The following is a 15,811-nucleotide window of genomic DNA, read 5'->3' as shown; positions in this document are numbered from 1 at the left end:
GCGGCCCGGGGGGCGCGCCCCACCGGCGGCGCGCCCGACGCCGACCCCCCCGCCCCGCCGCGCCCCCCGGCCGAGGAGGCCGCCGACCGGCTCCGCCGCGCCGAGCGGGAGCGGGACGAGGCCAGCGAGGCGGCCGCCGCGGCCAGGAAGACCGCGAAGCGGGCCGGTACGGACCTCCGGGCCGCCGAGCGCGCCCTCGCCGCGGCGCGGTCCGCCGCCGGGGCGGCCGCGGCGGCGGCCCGGCGCCACCGCGCCTGAGTACGTACCTGAGTACCGGCCCGGATCCCGCGCCGCCCCCGACGATGATGAGCTGGAGTCATGACGACGGCGACCCCCACCCCCACCCGCAGCCACGCTCCCGCCGACCCGACCTGGTGGAAGGCGCCCCTCGTGGCGACGCTGCCCGGACTCCCGCTCCTGGTCGGCGGGTTCGCGACCTTCTGGGCCGACGGGTACACCAGCGGGTTCGAGATGTTCCTCACCCTCGCGGGCGTCCTGCTCGCCATGGCCTGGCTGCTGCCGCACCGCCGGGCCCTCCGGTGGGTCCGCACCGCTGCCGCCTCCACCGCCCTCCTCCTGCTCGCGGCGCCGTGGGCGCTCGCCCTGCTGATGGGCCTGGCGATGGCGTCCGGCTGACGCCGGGCCGGCCCGTCAGCCCTCCTCGGGGAAGTGGCAGGCCACCTCCCGGGGTTCGCCCGCCGCGAGCGACCGCAGGACCGGCGCCTCGGTGCGGCAGATCGCCTGGGCCTTCGGGCAGCGCGGGTGGAAGGTGCAGCCCGGCGGGGGAGCGGCGGGGCTCGGCGGGTCGCCGAGCAGGGTGATGCGCTCGCGGGCCCGCTCGGCCGCCGGGTCCGGCAGCGGCACCGCGGAGAGCAGCGCCCGCGTGTAGGGGTGCGCGGGGGCCTCGTACACCCGCTCCTTGGCGCCGATCTCGACGATCCGGCCGAGGTACATGACCGCGACCCGGTCGCAGACCCGCTTCACCACCGACAGGTCGTGGGCGATGAAGAGGTAGGCGAGGCCCAGTTCGTCCTGGAGCCGTTCCATCAGATTGACGATCTGGGCCTGGACGGACACGTCGAGCGCGGAGACCGGCTCGTCCGCGACGACGAGCCGGGGGCCGGTCGCCAGCGCGCGGGCGATGCCGATGCGCTGCGCCTGCCCGCCGGAGAACTCGTGCGGGTAACGGTCGGCGTGCTCGGGGATGAGACCGACCAGCTCCATCAGCTCCAGCGCCCGCTCGCGCGCCTCCGCCGCCGAACTCCCCTGGACCCGCAGGGGATCGGCGATGATCCGGGCCACCTGCTGGCGGGGGTTGAGGGAGGAGTGCGGGTCCTGGAACACCATCTGGATCTCGCGGCGGAGCGGTTTCATGGCCCGCTGCGGGAGATGGGCGATGGGCCGGCCGTCGTACTCGACGGAGCCCGCCGTCGGCTCCAGGAGGCGGACGATCATCCGGCCGGTGGTCGACTTGCCGCAGCCGGACTCGCCGACCAGGCCGAGGGTCTCGCCCGCCGCCAGGTCGAAGCCGACGCCGTCCACGGCCCGCACGGGCGCCGAGCGGCGGCGGCCCGGGAAGGTCATGGCGAGGTCCCGGACCCGCAGCAGCGGCGGCGTGCCGGGAGGAGTCGTCGTGCTCACGGGGCGATCCCTTCGTACGCGGGGACGGCCGGGAAGGCCGCGAAGTGGCAGGCGGCGGCGTGGCCGCGGGGCCCGCCGAGCGTCGGCCGCTCGGTGGCGCACCGGTCCCGCTCCTCCGCCGTGCCGGCCGCCGCGCGGGCGCAGCGGGGCGCGAAGGCGCAGCCGGGCGCCGGGTCGAGCAGGGACGGCGGGCTGCCGGGGATGGCCCGGAGCGGCACGTCGTCGGGGTCGTCGAGCCGGGGCAGCGAGTCGAGCAGCCCGCGGGTGTAGGGGTGCGCGGGGGAGGCGAACAGGGCGTCCACAGGGGCCTGTTCGGCGGCGCGTCCGCCGTACATGACGAGCACCTCGTGGGCGACCCGGGCGACCACGCCCAGGTCGTGGGTGATCATGACGACGGAGAGCCGGCGCTCCTGCTGGAGGCGGGCGAGCAGGTCGAGGATCTGGGCCTGCACGGTGACGTCGAGGGCGGTGGTCGGTTCGTCGGCGACGAGCAGGTCCGGTTCGCAGACCAGGGCCATCGCGATCATCACCCGCTGGCGCATGCCGCCGGAGAACTGGTGCGGGTACTCCCCGGCGCGGCGCTTCGGCTCGGGGATGCCGACCTCGGCGAGCGCCTCGACGGCGCGGGCCCGGGCGGCGGCCCGGCGGGTGCCGAAGTGGACCCGGTGGTGCTCGGCGATCTGCTCGCCGACCGTGTAGTACGGGTGGAGACTGGAGAGCGGGTCCTGGAAGATCATCGCCATCCGCCGGCCGCGCAGCCGGCCCAGCTCCCGGTCGGGCAGGCCGACGAGTTCGCGCCCGTCGAGCGTGACGGAGCCGGTGACCTCGGCGCCGGTGTGCAGGCCCATGACGGCGAGCGAGGTCACGGACTTGCCGGAGCCCGACTCGCCGACGATGCCGAGGGTGCGGCCGTGCGGCACGTCGAAGGAGAGGGAGTCCACGGCCCGGACGGGGCCGCGCGGGGTGGGGAAGGTGACGCTGAGGTCCCGGACCGTCAGCAGCGGGGCGGGGGCGGCCATCAGTACCTCACTCGCGGGTCGACGACGGCGTACAGCAGGTCCACGGCCAGGTTGGCGACGACGATGAAGGTGGCGGCGAGCAGCGTCACGCCGAGGATGACGGGCTGGTCGCCGGTGGTGAGGGCGCCGTAGAAGAGGCGCCCGATGCCGGGGAGTCCGAAGAGGGACTCGGTGATGACGGCGCCGGCGAGGAGTCCGCCGAGGTCCATGCCGAAGATGGTGAGGACCGGGGTCATCCCGGCCCGCAGGCCGTGCTTGACGACGACCGTGCGGCGCGGCAGGCCCTTGGCGCGGGCGGTGCGGATGTACGGCTCCGCCATGGACTCGATCATCGCGCCGCGGCTCTGCCGGGCGTACATGGCGGCGTACAGGATCGCGAGCGCCAGCCACGGCAGCAGCAGGTTGGAGGCCCAGGAGAGCGGGTCGGAGGTGAGGGGGACGTACTGCGGGTAGGGGAGCAGTCCGGTGAGCCGGATCAGCCCGTAGATGAGGAGGACGGAGGTGAAGTAGACGGGCAGGGAGGCGGCGGCGACCGCGCCGACCATCAGGGCCCGGTCGGTGAGGGTGTCCTTGCGGAGCGCCGCGGTGACGCCGGCGGTCAGGCCGAGGGCCAGCCAGAGGACGGCGGCGCCGACCGCGAGCGAGGCGGAGACGGGCAGCCGGTCGACGAGCAGGTCCCAGACGCCCTCGCTGTTCTCGTACGAGTAGCCGAGGCAGGGGAAGTCGCAGTGCAGGGCGTACTGGCCGGAGCCCATGGTCCGGCCGGTGAAGATGCCGGTGACGAAGTCGGCGAACTGCCGCCAGAGCGGGGCGTCCAGGCCCATGTGGGCGCGGATCGCCGCCAGGCGTTCGTCGCTGCACGCCTTGCCGCAGGCGGCGGCGGCCGGGTCGGACGGCAGGACGTAGAAGATGGTGAAGGTGACGGCGGCGATGGCGAGGAGCACGCCGAGCACCCCGAGGAGCCGGCGGCCGAGGTAGAGGATCACGTACGGCTCCCCCGGGGGTCGAGGACGTCGCGCAGCGCGTCGCCGAGGAGCGTGAACGCGAGGACGGTGAGGAAGAGGCAGAGGCTGGGGACGAGGAAGTACATGGGGTCCGTGTCGTAGTAGGCGACGCTCTCGGCGATCATCTGGCCCCAGGACGGGGTCGGCGGGCGGACCCCGACGCCGAGGTAGCTGAGCGCCGCCTCGGTGGCGATCATGCCGGGGACCATCAGCGTGGTGTACGCGATGACCGGTCCCGCGACGCCCGGCAGGATGTCGCGGGCGAGGATCCGCCAGGGGCCCGAGCCGCCGACGCGGGCGGCGTCGACGTACTCGCGGTGCTTCAGGGAGAGGGTCTGGCCGCGCACCACCCGGGCGACGCCGGGCCAGCCGAAGAGGCCGATGACGAGGATCATCAGCAGGATCCGGTCGACGTCCCTGGCCACCGACATCATCGCGATCATGAAGATGAGGGAGGGGAAGGACATGGTGAGGTCCATCAGCCGGGAGAGCACGGTGTCGGTGCGTCCGCCGAAGTAGCCCGCGGCGACGCCGGCGGCGGTGCCGGCGAGGACGACGATCGCGGTGGCGGCGAAGGCGATCAGCAGGGAGACCTGGGCGCCGTGCACGACCCGGGCGAACAGGTCGCGGCCGGTGACGGGTTCGACGCCGAGCCAGTGCTCGGCGGAGACGCCGCCGAGCGGTCCGATCGGCAGTCCGCCGAGGTACGGGTCGACGGCGGACTTGTCGAACTCCTCGGGGCCCCAGCCGCCCAGCGCGCTGATCAGCGGGGCGGCGACCGTCATCACGGCGAAGAGGGCGACGACGCCGAGGGAGACCTTGAGGGAGGCCCGGCGGCGGAGCTCCGCGCGGACGAGCCGCCAGGCCCCGCCGCCCCGGGGAACCGGGGGAGCGGTGGTGGTCGTGGTGGTGGTCATCGGAGGGGCGTCCTTCAGTCCGTGCTCTTGGACGGGTCCTTGAGGCCGACGGTGGCGTAGTCGATCTGGCCGCCCCAGGAGGTGTGGCCGAAGGCGCCGGCGATGTTGGTGCCGAGGACGAGCGGGCGGCGCTTCACCGCGCCGGGGGCGACCGGGGCCTTGGCGAGGATCTGTCCGTCGAGCTCCTGCCACGCCTGGTTGGCCGCGGCGCCGTCGGTCATGGCGGCGATCTCGTCGATCCGCTTCTGGGTGGCGTCGTCGCGGAAGAGGGAGTGGTTGCCGGAGTTGCCCTTCTCCTTGATGGAGCGTCCGTCGAAGACGAAGGGGAGGAAGGTGGAGCCGGAGGGGAAGTCGGGACACCAGCCGGTGTAGACGAGGTCGGTGCGGTTGCGGGTGTCGCCGATCGTGTCGTAGAAGGCGGACGGGTCGACGGTCTCGATGGTCACCTTGATGCCGGCCCGGCCCAGGGCCTGCTGGACGGCCTCGCCGATCGCCTTGTCGCCGCTGGAGACGGTGAGGCTGGTGGCGAAGCCGTCGGCCTTCCCAGCCTCCTTGAGCAGCTGCCTGGCCTTGTCGGGGTCGCCGGCGAGCGGGATCTTCAGGGTGTCGGGCTGCTTGCCGCCGGCGAACAGCGCGCCGGGCATGGCGGCCGTGGACGCGTCGGTGAGGGCGGGGCCGCCGGCGGCGGTGACGATCGCCTCCCGGTCGAGGGCGTACTGCACGGCCCGGCGGACCTTCACGTCGTCGAAGGGGGCGCGGCCGGTGTGCATCTGGAGCATCTCGTTGCAGGTGCTGGACTCGGCGAGCAGACGCGCCTTCACCTCGGGTTTCGTCAGCACCTTCGGGGTGGACTCGGGGCGCAGGGCGGCCCACGGGACGGCGGAGGCGTCGGCGCCGGCGGAGGCGATCAGCCGGTCGTCGACCTGGTTGCCCTTGAGGCCCATGGTGACGACGATCCGGTCCGGGTACGCCTTGCGGACGCCGTCGCTCTTCGGGTCCCAGTGGGTGTTGCGGACCAGGACGAGCTGCTTGTCGCGGGCGTACGTCTCGATCTTGTACGGCCCCGAGGAGAACGGGCGGTTGTCGTACTGGGGGCCCTTGTCCTGCTTCGGCGGCACCGGGGAGAACGTCGGCAGGGTGGCGGCGAAGGGGAACTCGGCGAAGGCGGTGTGGAGTTCGAAGACGATCGTGCGCGCGTCGGGCGTCTTGATCGAGTCGAGGTGCCTGCCCTCGGCCGGGCCCTGGTAGCCCTTGGCGCCGGCCAGGTAGCGGGCCGCGTAGTCGGGGCCGCCGGGCAGGTCGGGGGAGAAGGACCGCTCGACGTTGTGCTTGATGTCCTGGGCGGTGATCGGGGTGCCGTCCTCGTACTTCAGCCCGGGCTTCAGCCGGAAGGTCCAGGTCTTCGCCCCGTTCGAGGGGGTGCCGAGGTCCTCGGCGAGGTCGGGGACCAACTCGCTGCCCTTGGCGCCGGGTTCGGCCTTGTACGTGACGAGGGTGCGGTAGAGCAGCCGGGTGCCGAAGTCCATGTCCGGCATGACCCAGTTGCGGGCCGGGTCGAGGTGGGAGAAGTCCTGGTTGGACAGGACGGAGAGGGTGCCGCCCTTCTGCGGCGTGCCGCCGAGGACCGCCCCCGCGTTGGCGGCGGCGGGGTTCTTGCGGTCCGGCCCGCCGGACGGGCCGCCGGAGGAGCCGCCGGAGCAGGCGGTGAGGCCGACGGCGAGGGTCGACACCAGGGCGACGGCCAGGGTGTGGGTGCGCTTGGTCATGGGTCACTCCGAGGAAGAGCGGGAGAACGGTCGGACAGCCAGAGCGGCCGGAATGTGACCCGTAACATAGTAATGTGAAATTGCACTGACAAGGTGTGGGATCCCGCTCGGCCCGTCCGTTACCCATCCGTGTCCCTGAGCCTCCGGACGTCCCCGCCGGGCGCCAGGCCGGCCGCTTGCGCGGAGACCGCAACGGACTGTCATTCTCTTGCGGTACTTGCGCTACTCTTGCGCGCATGACGCGACGACTTGCTCAGGTGGCGAAGAAGGTGGGGGTCAGCGAGGCGACGGTCAGCCGGGTCCTCAACGGCAAGCCCGGGGTCTCCGAGGCGACCCGGCAGTCGGTCCTCACCGCCCTGGACGTGCTCGGCTACGAGCGCCCCACCCAGCTCAGGGGCGAACGCGCCCGGCTCGTCGGACTCGTCCTGCCCGAGCTGCAGAACCCCATCTTCCCCGCCTTCGCCGAGGTCATCGGCGGCGCCCTCGCCCAGCAGGGGCTCACCCCCGTGCTCTGCACCCAGACCAAGGGCGGCGTCTCCGAGGCCGACTACGTGGACCTGCTCCTCCAGCAGCAGGTCTCCGGCGTGGTCTTCGCCGGCGGACTCTTCGCGCAGGCCGACGCGCCGCACGACCACTACCACCAGCTCGCCGAGCGCAACATCCCGGTCGTCCTCGTCAACGCCTCCATCGAGGGCCTGGACTTCCCCTGCGTCTCCTGCGACGACGCCGTCGCCGTCGAGCAGGCGTGGCGCCATCTCGCCTCCCTCGGCCACGAGAAGATCGGGATGCTCCTCGGCCCCGCCGACCACGTGCCCTCCCGCCGCAAGCTCGACGCCGCGCGGGCCGTCGCCGAAGCGGCCGGGACCCCGCTCCCCGACGCGCACGTCGTCCGCTCGATCTTCTCCCTCGAAGGCGGCCAGGCCGCCGCCAACCGCCTCCTCGAACAGGGCGTCACCGGCATCGTCTGCGCGAGCGACCCGCTCGCCCTCGGCGCCATCCGGGCCGCCCGCCGGCGCGGACTCGTCGTCCCCGCCGACGTCTCGGTGATCGGCTTCGACGACTCGGCCTTCATGAACTGCACCGAACCGCCGCTCTCCACCGTCCGCCAGCCCATCGAGGCCATGGGCCGCGCCGCCGTCGAGCTGCTCTGCGCCCAGATCCAGGGCGCGCACTCGCACCCGGGCGAACTGCTCTTCGAGCCCGAACTGGTGGTGCGCGGCTCCACCGCCCCGCCGCCCGCCGCCCGTTAGCGGAGCGCGTACCGCATCCCCTCCAGGCACCGGTTCCTCCCGCCGCCCCGCGCGGCCGGGCGGACCGGTGCCTTCGTCGTTTCTGTGTGCTCTCCGTTGACAAGGGCGTCATCCAGTAGAAACCTGTGCCCGCACCGACCGCAAAACTTTGACTGATTCACTCAAAACTGTGCGAGTCATGCGTCAGGCTCACGGAGGGCCCTTGATGACACCCATACGACACGGCCTGCGGCTCACGATCGGCCTGCTGATCGCCGCCCTGGTCGCCCTCGGGCTGCTGCCCGCCCCCGCGTACGCCGCCGCCGCGGCGGACCCCGACCTCGCCCTCGGCAGACCCGCCACCGCGTCCGGTGCCCACGGCGCCTATCCGGCGGGCAACCTCACCGACGGCAGTCAGGCCAGCTACTGGGAGGGGCCGGCCGGCGCCTTCCCGCAGTGGGCCCAGGTCGACCTCGGCGCCGCCGTCGGCGTCGACCGCGTCGTCCTCAAGCTCCCCACCGGCTGGGAGGCCAGGGACCAGACCCTCGCCGTCCTCGGCTCCACCGACGGCAGCGCCTTCACCCCCCTCGCCGGAGCGCAGGCCCGCCGCTTCGACCCGGCCGCCGCCAATGCGGTCGCCCTCGACCTGGACGGCACCCGGGCCCGGTACGTCCGCGTCCAGATCACCGCCAACACCGGCTGGAACGCCGCCCAGCTCTCCGCCGTCGAGGTGTACGGCGAGCCCGGCACCGTCGAACCGCCGGTCGGCGGCACCGACCTGGCCCGCGGCAAGCCGGTCGAGGCCACCTCGGTCACCCAGAACTATCAGGCCGCGAACGCCAACGACGGCTCCACGGCCACCTACTGGGAGTCCGCCGGCTTCCCCGCGAGCCTCACCGTCAAGCTCGGGGCGGACGCCGACGTCGAGGGCGTCGTCGTCAAGCTCGCCCCCGACCCGGTGTGGGGCCCGCGCACCCAGTCCTTCGAGATCCAGGGCCGGGCCGCCGGCGCCACCGCCTTCACCACCCTGAAGCCGCGCGCCGACCACGCCTTCAGCCCCTCCTCCGGGCAGAACACCGTGACCGTCCCGGTCACCGCCCGGACCGCCGACGTGCGGCTCGTCTTCCACTCCAACACCGGCGCCCCCGGCGCCCAGGTCGCCGAGCTCCAGGTCCTCGGCACCGCCGCCCCCGCCCCCGACCTCGTCGTCACCGACCTCACCTGGACCCCGGCCGCCCCCAGCGAGACCGACGAGGTCACCGTCCGCGCCACCGTCCGCAACACCGGCACCGCCGCGGCCCCCGCCGCCGCCGTGCAGATCAGCGTCGAGGGCGCGGTCGCGGGCACCGCCCAGACCGCCTCCCTCCCGGCCGGGGCCGCCACCACCGTCCCGATCCCGGTCGGCCGCCGGCCCGTGGGCGCGTACACCGTGTCCGCCGCCGCCGACCCGGCGAACGCCGTCCCGGAGCTCGACGACTCCAACAACAGCCGCACCGCCGCCTCGAAGCTCACCGTCGGCCAGAGCCCCGGCGCCGACCTGATGGTCACCGGCATCACCGCCAACCCCTCCGCGCCGGCCGTCGGCACGCCCGTCTCCTTCACCGTCGCCGTCCACAACCGCGGCACCACCGCGGTCGCCGCCGGCACCGTCACCCGGCTCACCGCCGGCACCACCACCCTGAACGGCACCACCGGCGCCGTCGCCGCGGGCCAGACCGTGACCGTCCCGGTCTCCGGCACCTGGACCGCCACCAGCGGCGGCGTCACCCTGACCGCCACCGCCGACGCCACCGGCACCCTCGCCGAGACCGACGAGAACAACAACGTCCTCACCCGCTCGATGGTCGTCGGCCGCGGCGCCGCCGTCCCGTACACCGAGTACGAGGCGGAGGACGCCCGCTACCAGGGCACCCTGCTCACCGCCGACCGGCTGCGCACCTTCGGGCACACCAACTTCGCCACCGAGTCCTCGGGCCGCAGGGCGGTCCGGCTGGACAGCGGCGGCCAGTACGTCGAGTTCACCTCGGTCAACCAGGCCAACGCCCTCACCGTCCGCAACTCGATCCCGGACGCGGCGGCGGGCGGCGGCCAGGAGGCCACCCTCAGCCTCTACGCGGACGACGTCTTCGTGCGGAAGCTGACCCTCTCCTCCAAGCACTCCTGGCTGTACGGCTCCACCGACGACCCGGAGGGGCTGACCAACCGGCCCGGCGGCGACGCCCGCCGGCTCTTCGACGAGTCGCACACGCTGCTCGCGCGGTCCTACCCGCCCGGCACCCGCTTCCGCCTCCAGCGCGACGCGGGGGACACCGCCGCCTTCTACGTCCTCGACCTGATCGACCTGGAGCAGGTGGCCCCGGCCGCCGCCCAGCCGGCCGGCTGCGTCTCCATCACCGCGTACGGGGCCGTGCCCAACGACGGTCTCGACGACACCGACGCGATCCAGCGGGCCGTCACCGCCGACCAGAAGGGCGAGATCGGCTGTGTCTGGATCCCGGCCGGACAGTGGCGCCAGGAGCAGAAGATCCTCACCGACGACCCGCTGAACCGGGGGCAGTACAACCAGGTCGGCATCCGGGACGTCACCATCCGCGGCGCCGGCATGTGGCACTCCCAGCTGTACACCCTGACCCCGCCGCACCAGGCCGGCGGCATCAACCACCCGCACGAGGGCAACTTCGGCTTCGACATCGACGCCAACACGAAGATCTCGGACCTCGCCATCTTCGGCTCCGGCACCATCCGGGGCGGCGACGGCAACGCCGAGGGCGGTGTCGGCCTCAATGGGCGCTTCGGCCAGGGCACGAAGATCAGCAACGTCTGGATCGAGCACGCCAACGTCGGCGTCTGGGTGGGTCGCGACTACTCCAACATCCCCGAGCTGTGGGGGCCGGGCGACGGCCTGGAGTTCACCGGCATGCGGATCCGCAACACCTATGCCGACGGCATCAACTTCGCCAACGGCACCCGCAACTCCACCGTCCACGACTCCTCCTTCCGCAACACCGGCGACGACGCCCTGGCCGTCTGGGCCAGCAAGTACGTCAAGGACACCTCGGTGGACGTCGGCCACGACAACCACTTCCGCAACAACACCGTCCAGCTGCCCTGGCGGGCCAACGGCATCGCGGTCTACGGCGGGTACGGCAACACGATCGAGAACAACGTGGTCGCCGACACCATGAACTACCCGGGGATCATGCTGGCCACCGACCACGATCCGCTGCCCTTCTCCGGGCAGACCCTGATCGCGAACAACGCGCTGCATCGCACCGGCGGTGCCTTCTGGAACGAGGACCAGGAGTTCGGCGCGATCACCCTCTTCGCGCAGGGGCCCGACATCCCCGGCGTCACCATCCGGGACACCGAGATCCTCGACTCGACCTATGACGCCATCCAGTTCAAGACGGGCGGCGGGGCCATGCCCGACGTGCGGATCAGCAACGTGCGCGTCGACGGCACGGTCAACGGCTCCGGCGTCCTCGCCATGGGCGGCGCCCGGGGCAGCGCCACCCTCACCGGAGTCACCTTCGCGCACACGGCCGAGGGGGACGTCGTCGTCGAACCCGGCTCGCAGTTCGTGGTGAACCGGGGCTGAGCCACCCCGCCGGAACGGCGGTCCGCACCCCGCGGACCGCCGCTTCGGCATGCCCGCGCACGGCCCCTGACGCCCTCTCAAGTCACCTGGTCCCACCGGTAGACGACCCCTCATTCCTCTGGAACTCTCTGAGCGTCCCACGCAAGGAATCGACATCTGAGCGTGATTTCTGGACACATCTACAGAGCGAAAGACCGAGGAACGATGAGGATCCGCAACTGGAGATCACGGGGCCTGAGCGCCGTGATCGCGACGAGCCTGCTGGCGCTGGGCGGTCCCCTGATGACCGCACGGGCCGCCGGAGGCCCCAACCTCGCCCTGGGCGACACCGCCGGGGCGAGCAGCGCGCACGCCGAGTACGGCGCCGCGAACATCACCGACGGCAACCAGGGCACGTACTGGCAGAGCGCCGGCTCCGCCTTCCCCCAGTGGGTGCAGGCCGACCTCGGCACCGCCACCCGCGTCGACGAGGTCGTGCTCAAGCTGCCCGCGGGATGGGAGAGCCGCAACCAGACGCTCTCCGTGCAGGGCAGCGCCGACGGCACGAGCTTCACCACCCTGAAGTCCTCGGCGACCTACGCCTTCACACCCGGCGCCGGGAACACCGTCACCATCGCCTTCCCGGCCGCCCGGACCCGTTTCGTACGGGTCGACATCACCGCCAACACCGGCTGGCAGGCCGCCCAGCTCTCCGAACTGGAGGTGCACGGCGCCGACGGCACCTCCCCGAACCTCGCCGAGGGCAAGACCCTCACGGCGAGCAGCCACACCCAGGTCTACGCGGCGGCCAACGCGGGCGACGGCAACCGCGCCACGTACTGGGAGAGCGCCGGCGGCGCCTTCCCGCAGTGGCTCCAGGCCGACCTCGGCGCCGCCCTCCGCGTCGACCGGGTCGTGCTGCGGCTGCCCGACACCTGGGAGCCCCGCAGCCAGACCCTGAAGATCCAGGGCAGCACCGACGGCACCTCCTTCACCGACCTGACCGCCGCCCAGGCGTACGCCTTCGACGCGGCGAGCGGGCGGAGCGCGACGGTCGCCTTCGGCGCCACCACCACCCGGTACGTCCGCGTCCTCGTCACCGCCAACACCGTGCAGAACGCTGCCCAGTTCTCCGAGGTGGAGGTCTACGGGCCGGCGGGCGGCGACACCCAGGCGCCGACCGCGCCCGCGAACCTGGCGTACACGGAGCCCGGCTCCGGCCAGATCCGGCTGACCTGGTCCGCCGCCACCGACGACACCGGCGTCACCGCGTACGACGTCTACGCGAACGGCGCCCTGCTCACCACCGTCGCCGGGACCGCCACCACCTTCACCGACACCCGCCCGGCGGACCAGACGGTGACCTACAAGGTCAGGGCGCGGGACGCGGCCGGCAACCAGTCCGCCGACTCCGACACCGTCACCCGGACCGGCGACACCGGCGACACCCAGGCGCCGACCGTCCCGGCGAACCTGGCCTACACCGAGCCCGCCTCCGGCCAGATCCGGCTGACCTGGTCCGCCGCCACCGACGACACCGGCGTCACCGGCTACGAGGTCTACGCGAACAACACCCTGCGCGCCACCGTCGCCGGGACCGCCACCACCTACACCGACACCCAGCCCGCCTCCGCCACCGTCACCTACACGGTGCGGGCCAGGGACGCGGCCGGGAACCGGTCCGGGCAGAGCAACGGCGTGACCCGCAACGGCTCCGGCGGCACCGGCTCCAACCTGGCCGTCGGCAAGGCGATCACCGCCGACTCCACCGTCCACACCTTCGTCGCCGCCAACGCCAACGACAACAGCACGACGACCTACTGGGAGGGCGCGGGCGGCAGCTACCCGAACACCCTCACCGTCGCGCTCGGCTCCGACGCCGACGTCGACCGGCTCGTCCTGAGGCTCAACCCCGACAGCGCCTGGGGCGCCCGCACCCAGACCGTCGAGGTCCTGGGCCGCGCGCAGGACGCCACCGGCTTCACGAGCCTCGTCGCCGCGAAGAGCTACGCCTTCGACCCCGGCAGCGGCAACCAGGTGACGATCCCGCTCACCGCCCGCGTCGCCGACGTCCGGCTCCGCATCACCGCCAACAGCGGCGCCCCGGCCGGTCAGATAGCCGAGTTCCAGGTGATCGGCGTCCCGGCGCCCAACCCGGACCTGCGGGTCACCGCCCTGACCGCCTCGCCCGCCTCGCCCGTCGAGTCGGACCCGCTCACGGTCGCCGCCACCGTCCGCAACGACGGCAGCGCCGCCGCCCCGGCCAGCTCGGTCGCGATCCGGCTCGGCGGCAGCGAGGTCGCCACGGCCGCCGTGGGCGCGCTCGCCGCCGGGGCCCAGACCACCGTCACGGTTCCGATCGGGGCCCGCGACGCCGGCACGTACGAGCTGGGCGCGGTCGCCGACGAGGCGGAGGCGGTCGTCGAGCAGAACGAGTCGAACAACGCCTTCACCAGCCCCACCGCGCTCGTGGTGCGGCCCGTCGACAGCTCCGACCCGGTCACCGCCTCCGTCACCACCTCGCCGTCCAGCCCCTCGGCGGGCGACACCGTCACCTTCAAGGCCCTCGTCCGCAACCAGGGCACGGTGGCCACAGCCGGCGGCACCCACGGCGTCACGCTCACCCTCCTGAACGACCAGGGCGGCACCGTGAAGACCCTCACCGGCTCCTACAGTGGCGCGCTGGCCGCCGGGGCGCAGGCGGAGGTGAGCCTCGGGCCGTGGACGGCCGCCGACGGCTCGTACACCGTCCGCACCGTCCTCGCCGACGACCCGAACGAGCTGCCGGTGAAGCGGGGGAACAACACCGCCACCCAGCCGCTCTTCGTCGGGCGCGGCGCGAACATGCCGTACGACATGTACGAGGCGGAGGACGGCACCCCGGGTGGCGGCGCGACCGTCGTCGGGCCCAACCGCACCGTCGGCGACATCGCGGGCGAGGCGTCCGGCCGCAGGGCGGTGAACCTGGACGCGACCGGCGAGTACGTCGAGTTCACCACCCGGGCCTCGACCAACACCCTGGTCACCCGCTTCTCGATCCCCGACGCGCCGGGCGGCGGCGGCATCGATTCGACGATCGACGTCTATGTCGACGGGGTCTTCAGGAAGGCCCTGCCGCTGACCTCGAAGTACGCCTGGCTGTACGGCTCCGAGACCGCGCCCGGCAACTCCCCGGGGGCCGGCGGGCCGCGGCACATCTACGACGAGGCCCACCTGATGCTCGGCGAGACCGTGCCGGCCGGCAGCCGGATCCGGCTCCAGAAGGACGCCGCGAACACCTCCACGTACGCGATCGACTTCGTGAACCTGGAGCAGGTCGCGCCGGTGGCGAACCCGGACCCGGCCGCGTACGCGGTCCCGGCGGGCTTCGGGCACCAGGACGTGCAGAACGCCCTCGACCGCGTCCGGATGGACACCACGGGCACCCTGGTGGGCGTCTACCTGCCGCCGGGCGACTACCGGACGGCGAGCAAGTTCCAGGTGTACGGCAAGGCCGTGAAGGTGGTCGGCGCCGGGCCCTGGTACACGCGGTTCCACGCCCCCGAGACGCAGGACAACACCGACGTCGGGTTCCGGGCCGAGGGGACCGCGAAGGGCTCGCTCTTCAAGGGCTTCGCCTACTTCGGCAACTACACCGCGCGGATCGACGGGCCGGGCAAGGTCTTCGACTTCGCGAACGTGTCGGACATCGTCATCGACGACATCTGGAACGAGCACATGGTCTGCCTCTACTGGGGCGCCAACACCGACCGGATCACGATCAGGAACTCCCGTATCCGGAACATGTTCGCCGACGGGATCAACATGACCAACGGGTCGACGGACAACCTGGTGAGCAACAACGACGCGCGGGCCACCGGCGACGACAGCTTCGCGCTGTTCTCGGCGATCGACGCGGGCGGCGCGGACATGAGGAACAACGTCTACGAGAACCTGACCAGCACGCTCACCTGGCGGGCGGCCGGCGTGGCCGTCTACGGCGGCTACGACAACACCTTCCGCAACATCCACATCGCCGACACCCTGGTCTACTCGGGGATCACGATCTCCTCGCTGGACTTCGGGTATCCGATGAACGGATTCGGAACCGGACCGACGACCTTCGAGAACATCTCGATCGTCCGGGCCGGCGGCCACTTCTGGGGCTCCCAGACCTTCCCCGGCATCTGGGTCTTCTCGGCCTCCAAGGTGTTCCAGGGGATCCGGGTGAACCACGTCGACATCGTCGACCCCACCTACAGCGGGGTGATGTTCCAGACGAACTACGTGGGCGGGCAGCCGCAGTTCCCCATCAAGGACACGGTGTTCACGGACGTGTCGATCACCGGGGCGCGCAGGTCCGGTGACGCCTTCGACGCGAAGTCCGGCTTCGGCCTGTGGGCCAACGAGCAGCCGGAGGCGGGCCAGGGTCCCGCCGTCGGCGAGGTGACCTTCAACGGGCTGCGGATGAGCGGCAACGCCGTCGACGTCCGCAACACCACCTCCACCTTCAGGATCACCGTCAACCCGTAGCCGTACGGGCCCCGGAGAGGCCGGTGCGCGCCGCTGCTCGCGGTGCGCACCGGCCATTACTTCAGGCAAGGGTGCGCGTCACAGTGGAGCAATTAAAAAAAAGGCGCGGTATATTTAGTTAACTTTTGTGGGGTGGTTTTTTGTTC

General features: G+C 72.5%; 9 protein-coding genes and 1 pseudogene. 5 read left to right on the top strand and 5 right to left on the bottom strand.

Annotation, left to right across the window (positions count from 1 at the left end):
* Window positions 1-258, top strand: a pseudogene (locus tag ACFW1I_RS04585) (hypothetical protein); the annotation flags it as partial.
* Between the two features lie 60 nt (window positions 259-318).
* Window positions 319-636, top strand: coding sequence for a hypothetical protein (locus ACFW1I_RS04580; protein WP_384665999.1), 318 nt, complete (start codon window positions 319-321; stop codon window positions 634-636).
* 15 nt (window positions 637-651) lie between these two features.
* On the opposite strand, the gene ACFW1I_RS04575 is transcribed toward ACFW1I_RS04580, so the two are convergent.
* From ACFW1I_RS04575 to ACFW1I_RS04555, 5 genes are read right to left on the bottom strand one after another with little or no spacing between them, the layout of a single operon-like run.
* On the bottom strand, window positions 652-1,584 hold the full coding sequence (locus tag ACFW1I_RS04575) for an ABC transporter ATP-binding protein (RefSeq protein WP_384666131.1): 933 nt from the start codon (window positions 1,582-1,584) through the stop codon (window positions 652-654).
* A 53-nt stretch (window positions 1,585-1,637) separates the two neighbouring features.
* Window positions 1,638-2,660, bottom strand: coding sequence for an ABC transporter ATP-binding protein (locus ACFW1I_RS04570; protein ID WP_384665997.1), 1,023 nt, complete (start codon window positions 2,658-2,660; stop codon window positions 1,638-1,640).
* On the bottom strand, window positions 2,660-3,646 hold the full coding sequence (locus tag ACFW1I_RS04565) for an ABC transporter permease (protein WP_384665995.1): 987 nt from the start codon (window positions 3,644-3,646) through the stop codon (window positions 2,660-2,662). Before ACFW1I_RS04565 ends, ACFW1I_RS04570 begins: the two co-directional genes overlap by 1 nt.
* Window positions 3,643-4,581 (bottom strand): ABC transporter permease, encoded by a 939-nt coding sequence (locus ACFW1I_RS04560; RefSeq protein ID WP_384665993.1) that lies wholly within the window; start codon window positions 4,579-4,581, stop codon window positions 3,643-3,645. The genes ACFW1I_RS04565 and ACFW1I_RS04560 overlap by 4 nt, the downstream gene beginning before the upstream one ends.
* 14 nt (window positions 4,582-4,595) lie before the next feature.
* The gene (locus tag ACFW1I_RS04555; RefSeq protein WP_384665991.1) at window positions 4,596-6,347 is read right to left on the bottom strand and encodes an ABC transporter substrate-binding protein; all 1,752 of its coding nucleotides are present in this window, start codon (window positions 6,345-6,347) and stop codon (window positions 4,596-4,598) included.
* Window positions 6,348-6,583: 236 nt separating this feature from the next.
* Here ACFW1I_RS04555 and ACFW1I_RS04550 point away from each other — a divergent pair, with 236 nt between their 5' ends.
* From ACFW1I_RS04550 to ACFW1I_RS04540, 3 genes are all read left to right on the top strand, one after another.
* The gene (locus ACFW1I_RS04550) at window positions 6,584-7,597 is read left to right on the top strand and encodes a LacI family DNA-binding transcriptional regulator (RefSeq protein WP_384665989.1); all 1,014 of its coding nucleotides are present in this window, start codon (window positions 6,584-6,586) and stop codon (window positions 7,595-7,597) included.
* Window positions 7,598-7,802: 205 nt separating this feature from the next.
* The gene (locus ACFW1I_RS04545; protein WP_384665987.1) at window positions 7,803-11,174 is read left to right on the top strand and encodes a CARDB domain-containing protein; all 3,372 of its coding nucleotides are present in this window, start codon (window positions 7,803-7,805) and stop codon (window positions 11,172-11,174) included.
* Window positions 11,175-11,378: 204 nt separating this feature from the next.
* The gene (locus ACFW1I_RS04540) at window positions 11,379-15,665 is read left to right on the top strand and encodes a discoidin domain-containing protein (RefSeq protein WP_384665985.1); all 4,287 of its coding nucleotides are present in this window, start codon (window positions 11,379-11,381) and stop codon (window positions 15,663-15,665) included.
* Window positions 15,666-15,811 lie beyond the last annotated feature (146 nt).

It is taken from the genome of Streptomyces sp. NPDC058955 (assembly GCF_042741435.1).
Lineage (GTDB): Bacteria > Actinomycetota > Actinomycetes > Streptomycetales > Streptomycetaceae > Streptomyces.
The sequence above is the reverse complement of the archived record's forward strand: the minus strand, read 5'-3'. Positions and strand labels throughout refer to the sequence as shown.

What these genes read in the sequence shown, in the direction of transcription:
- ACFW1I_RS04575 (WP_384666131.1), bottom strand. Translation starts at nt 1,584, where the DNA reads ATGACCTTCCCGGGCCGCCGCCGCTCGGCGCCCGTGCGGGCCGTGGAC.
- ACFW1I_RS04570 (WP_384665997.1), bottom strand. Translation starts at nt 2,660, where the DNA reads ATGGCCGCCCCCGCCCCGCTGCTGACGGTCCGGGACCTCAGCGTCACC.
- ACFW1I_RS04580 (WP_384665999.1), top strand. Translation starts at nt 319, where the DNA reads ATGACGACGGCGACCCCCACCCCCACCCGCAGCCACGCTCCCGCCGAC.
- ACFW1I_RS04540 (WP_384665985.1), top strand. Translation starts at nt 11,379, where the DNA reads ATGAGGATCCGCAACTGGAGATCACGGGGCCTGAGCGCCGTGATCGCG.
- ACFW1I_RS04545 (WP_384665987.1), top strand. Translation starts at nt 7,803, where the DNA reads ATGACACCCATACGACACGGCCTGCGGCTCACGATCGGCCTGCTGATC.
- ACFW1I_RS04555 (WP_384665991.1), bottom strand. Translation starts at nt 6,347, where the DNA reads ATGACCAAGCGCACCCACACCCTGGCCGTCGCCCTGGTGTCGACCCTC.
- ACFW1I_RS04560 (WP_384665993.1), bottom strand. Translation starts at nt 4,581, where the DNA reads ATGACCACCACCACGACCACCACCGCTCCCCCGGTTCCCCGGGGCGGC.
- ACFW1I_RS04550 (WP_384665989.1), top strand. Translation starts at nt 6,584, where the DNA reads ATGACGCGACGACTTGCTCAGGTGGCGAAGAAGGTGGGGGTCAGCGAG.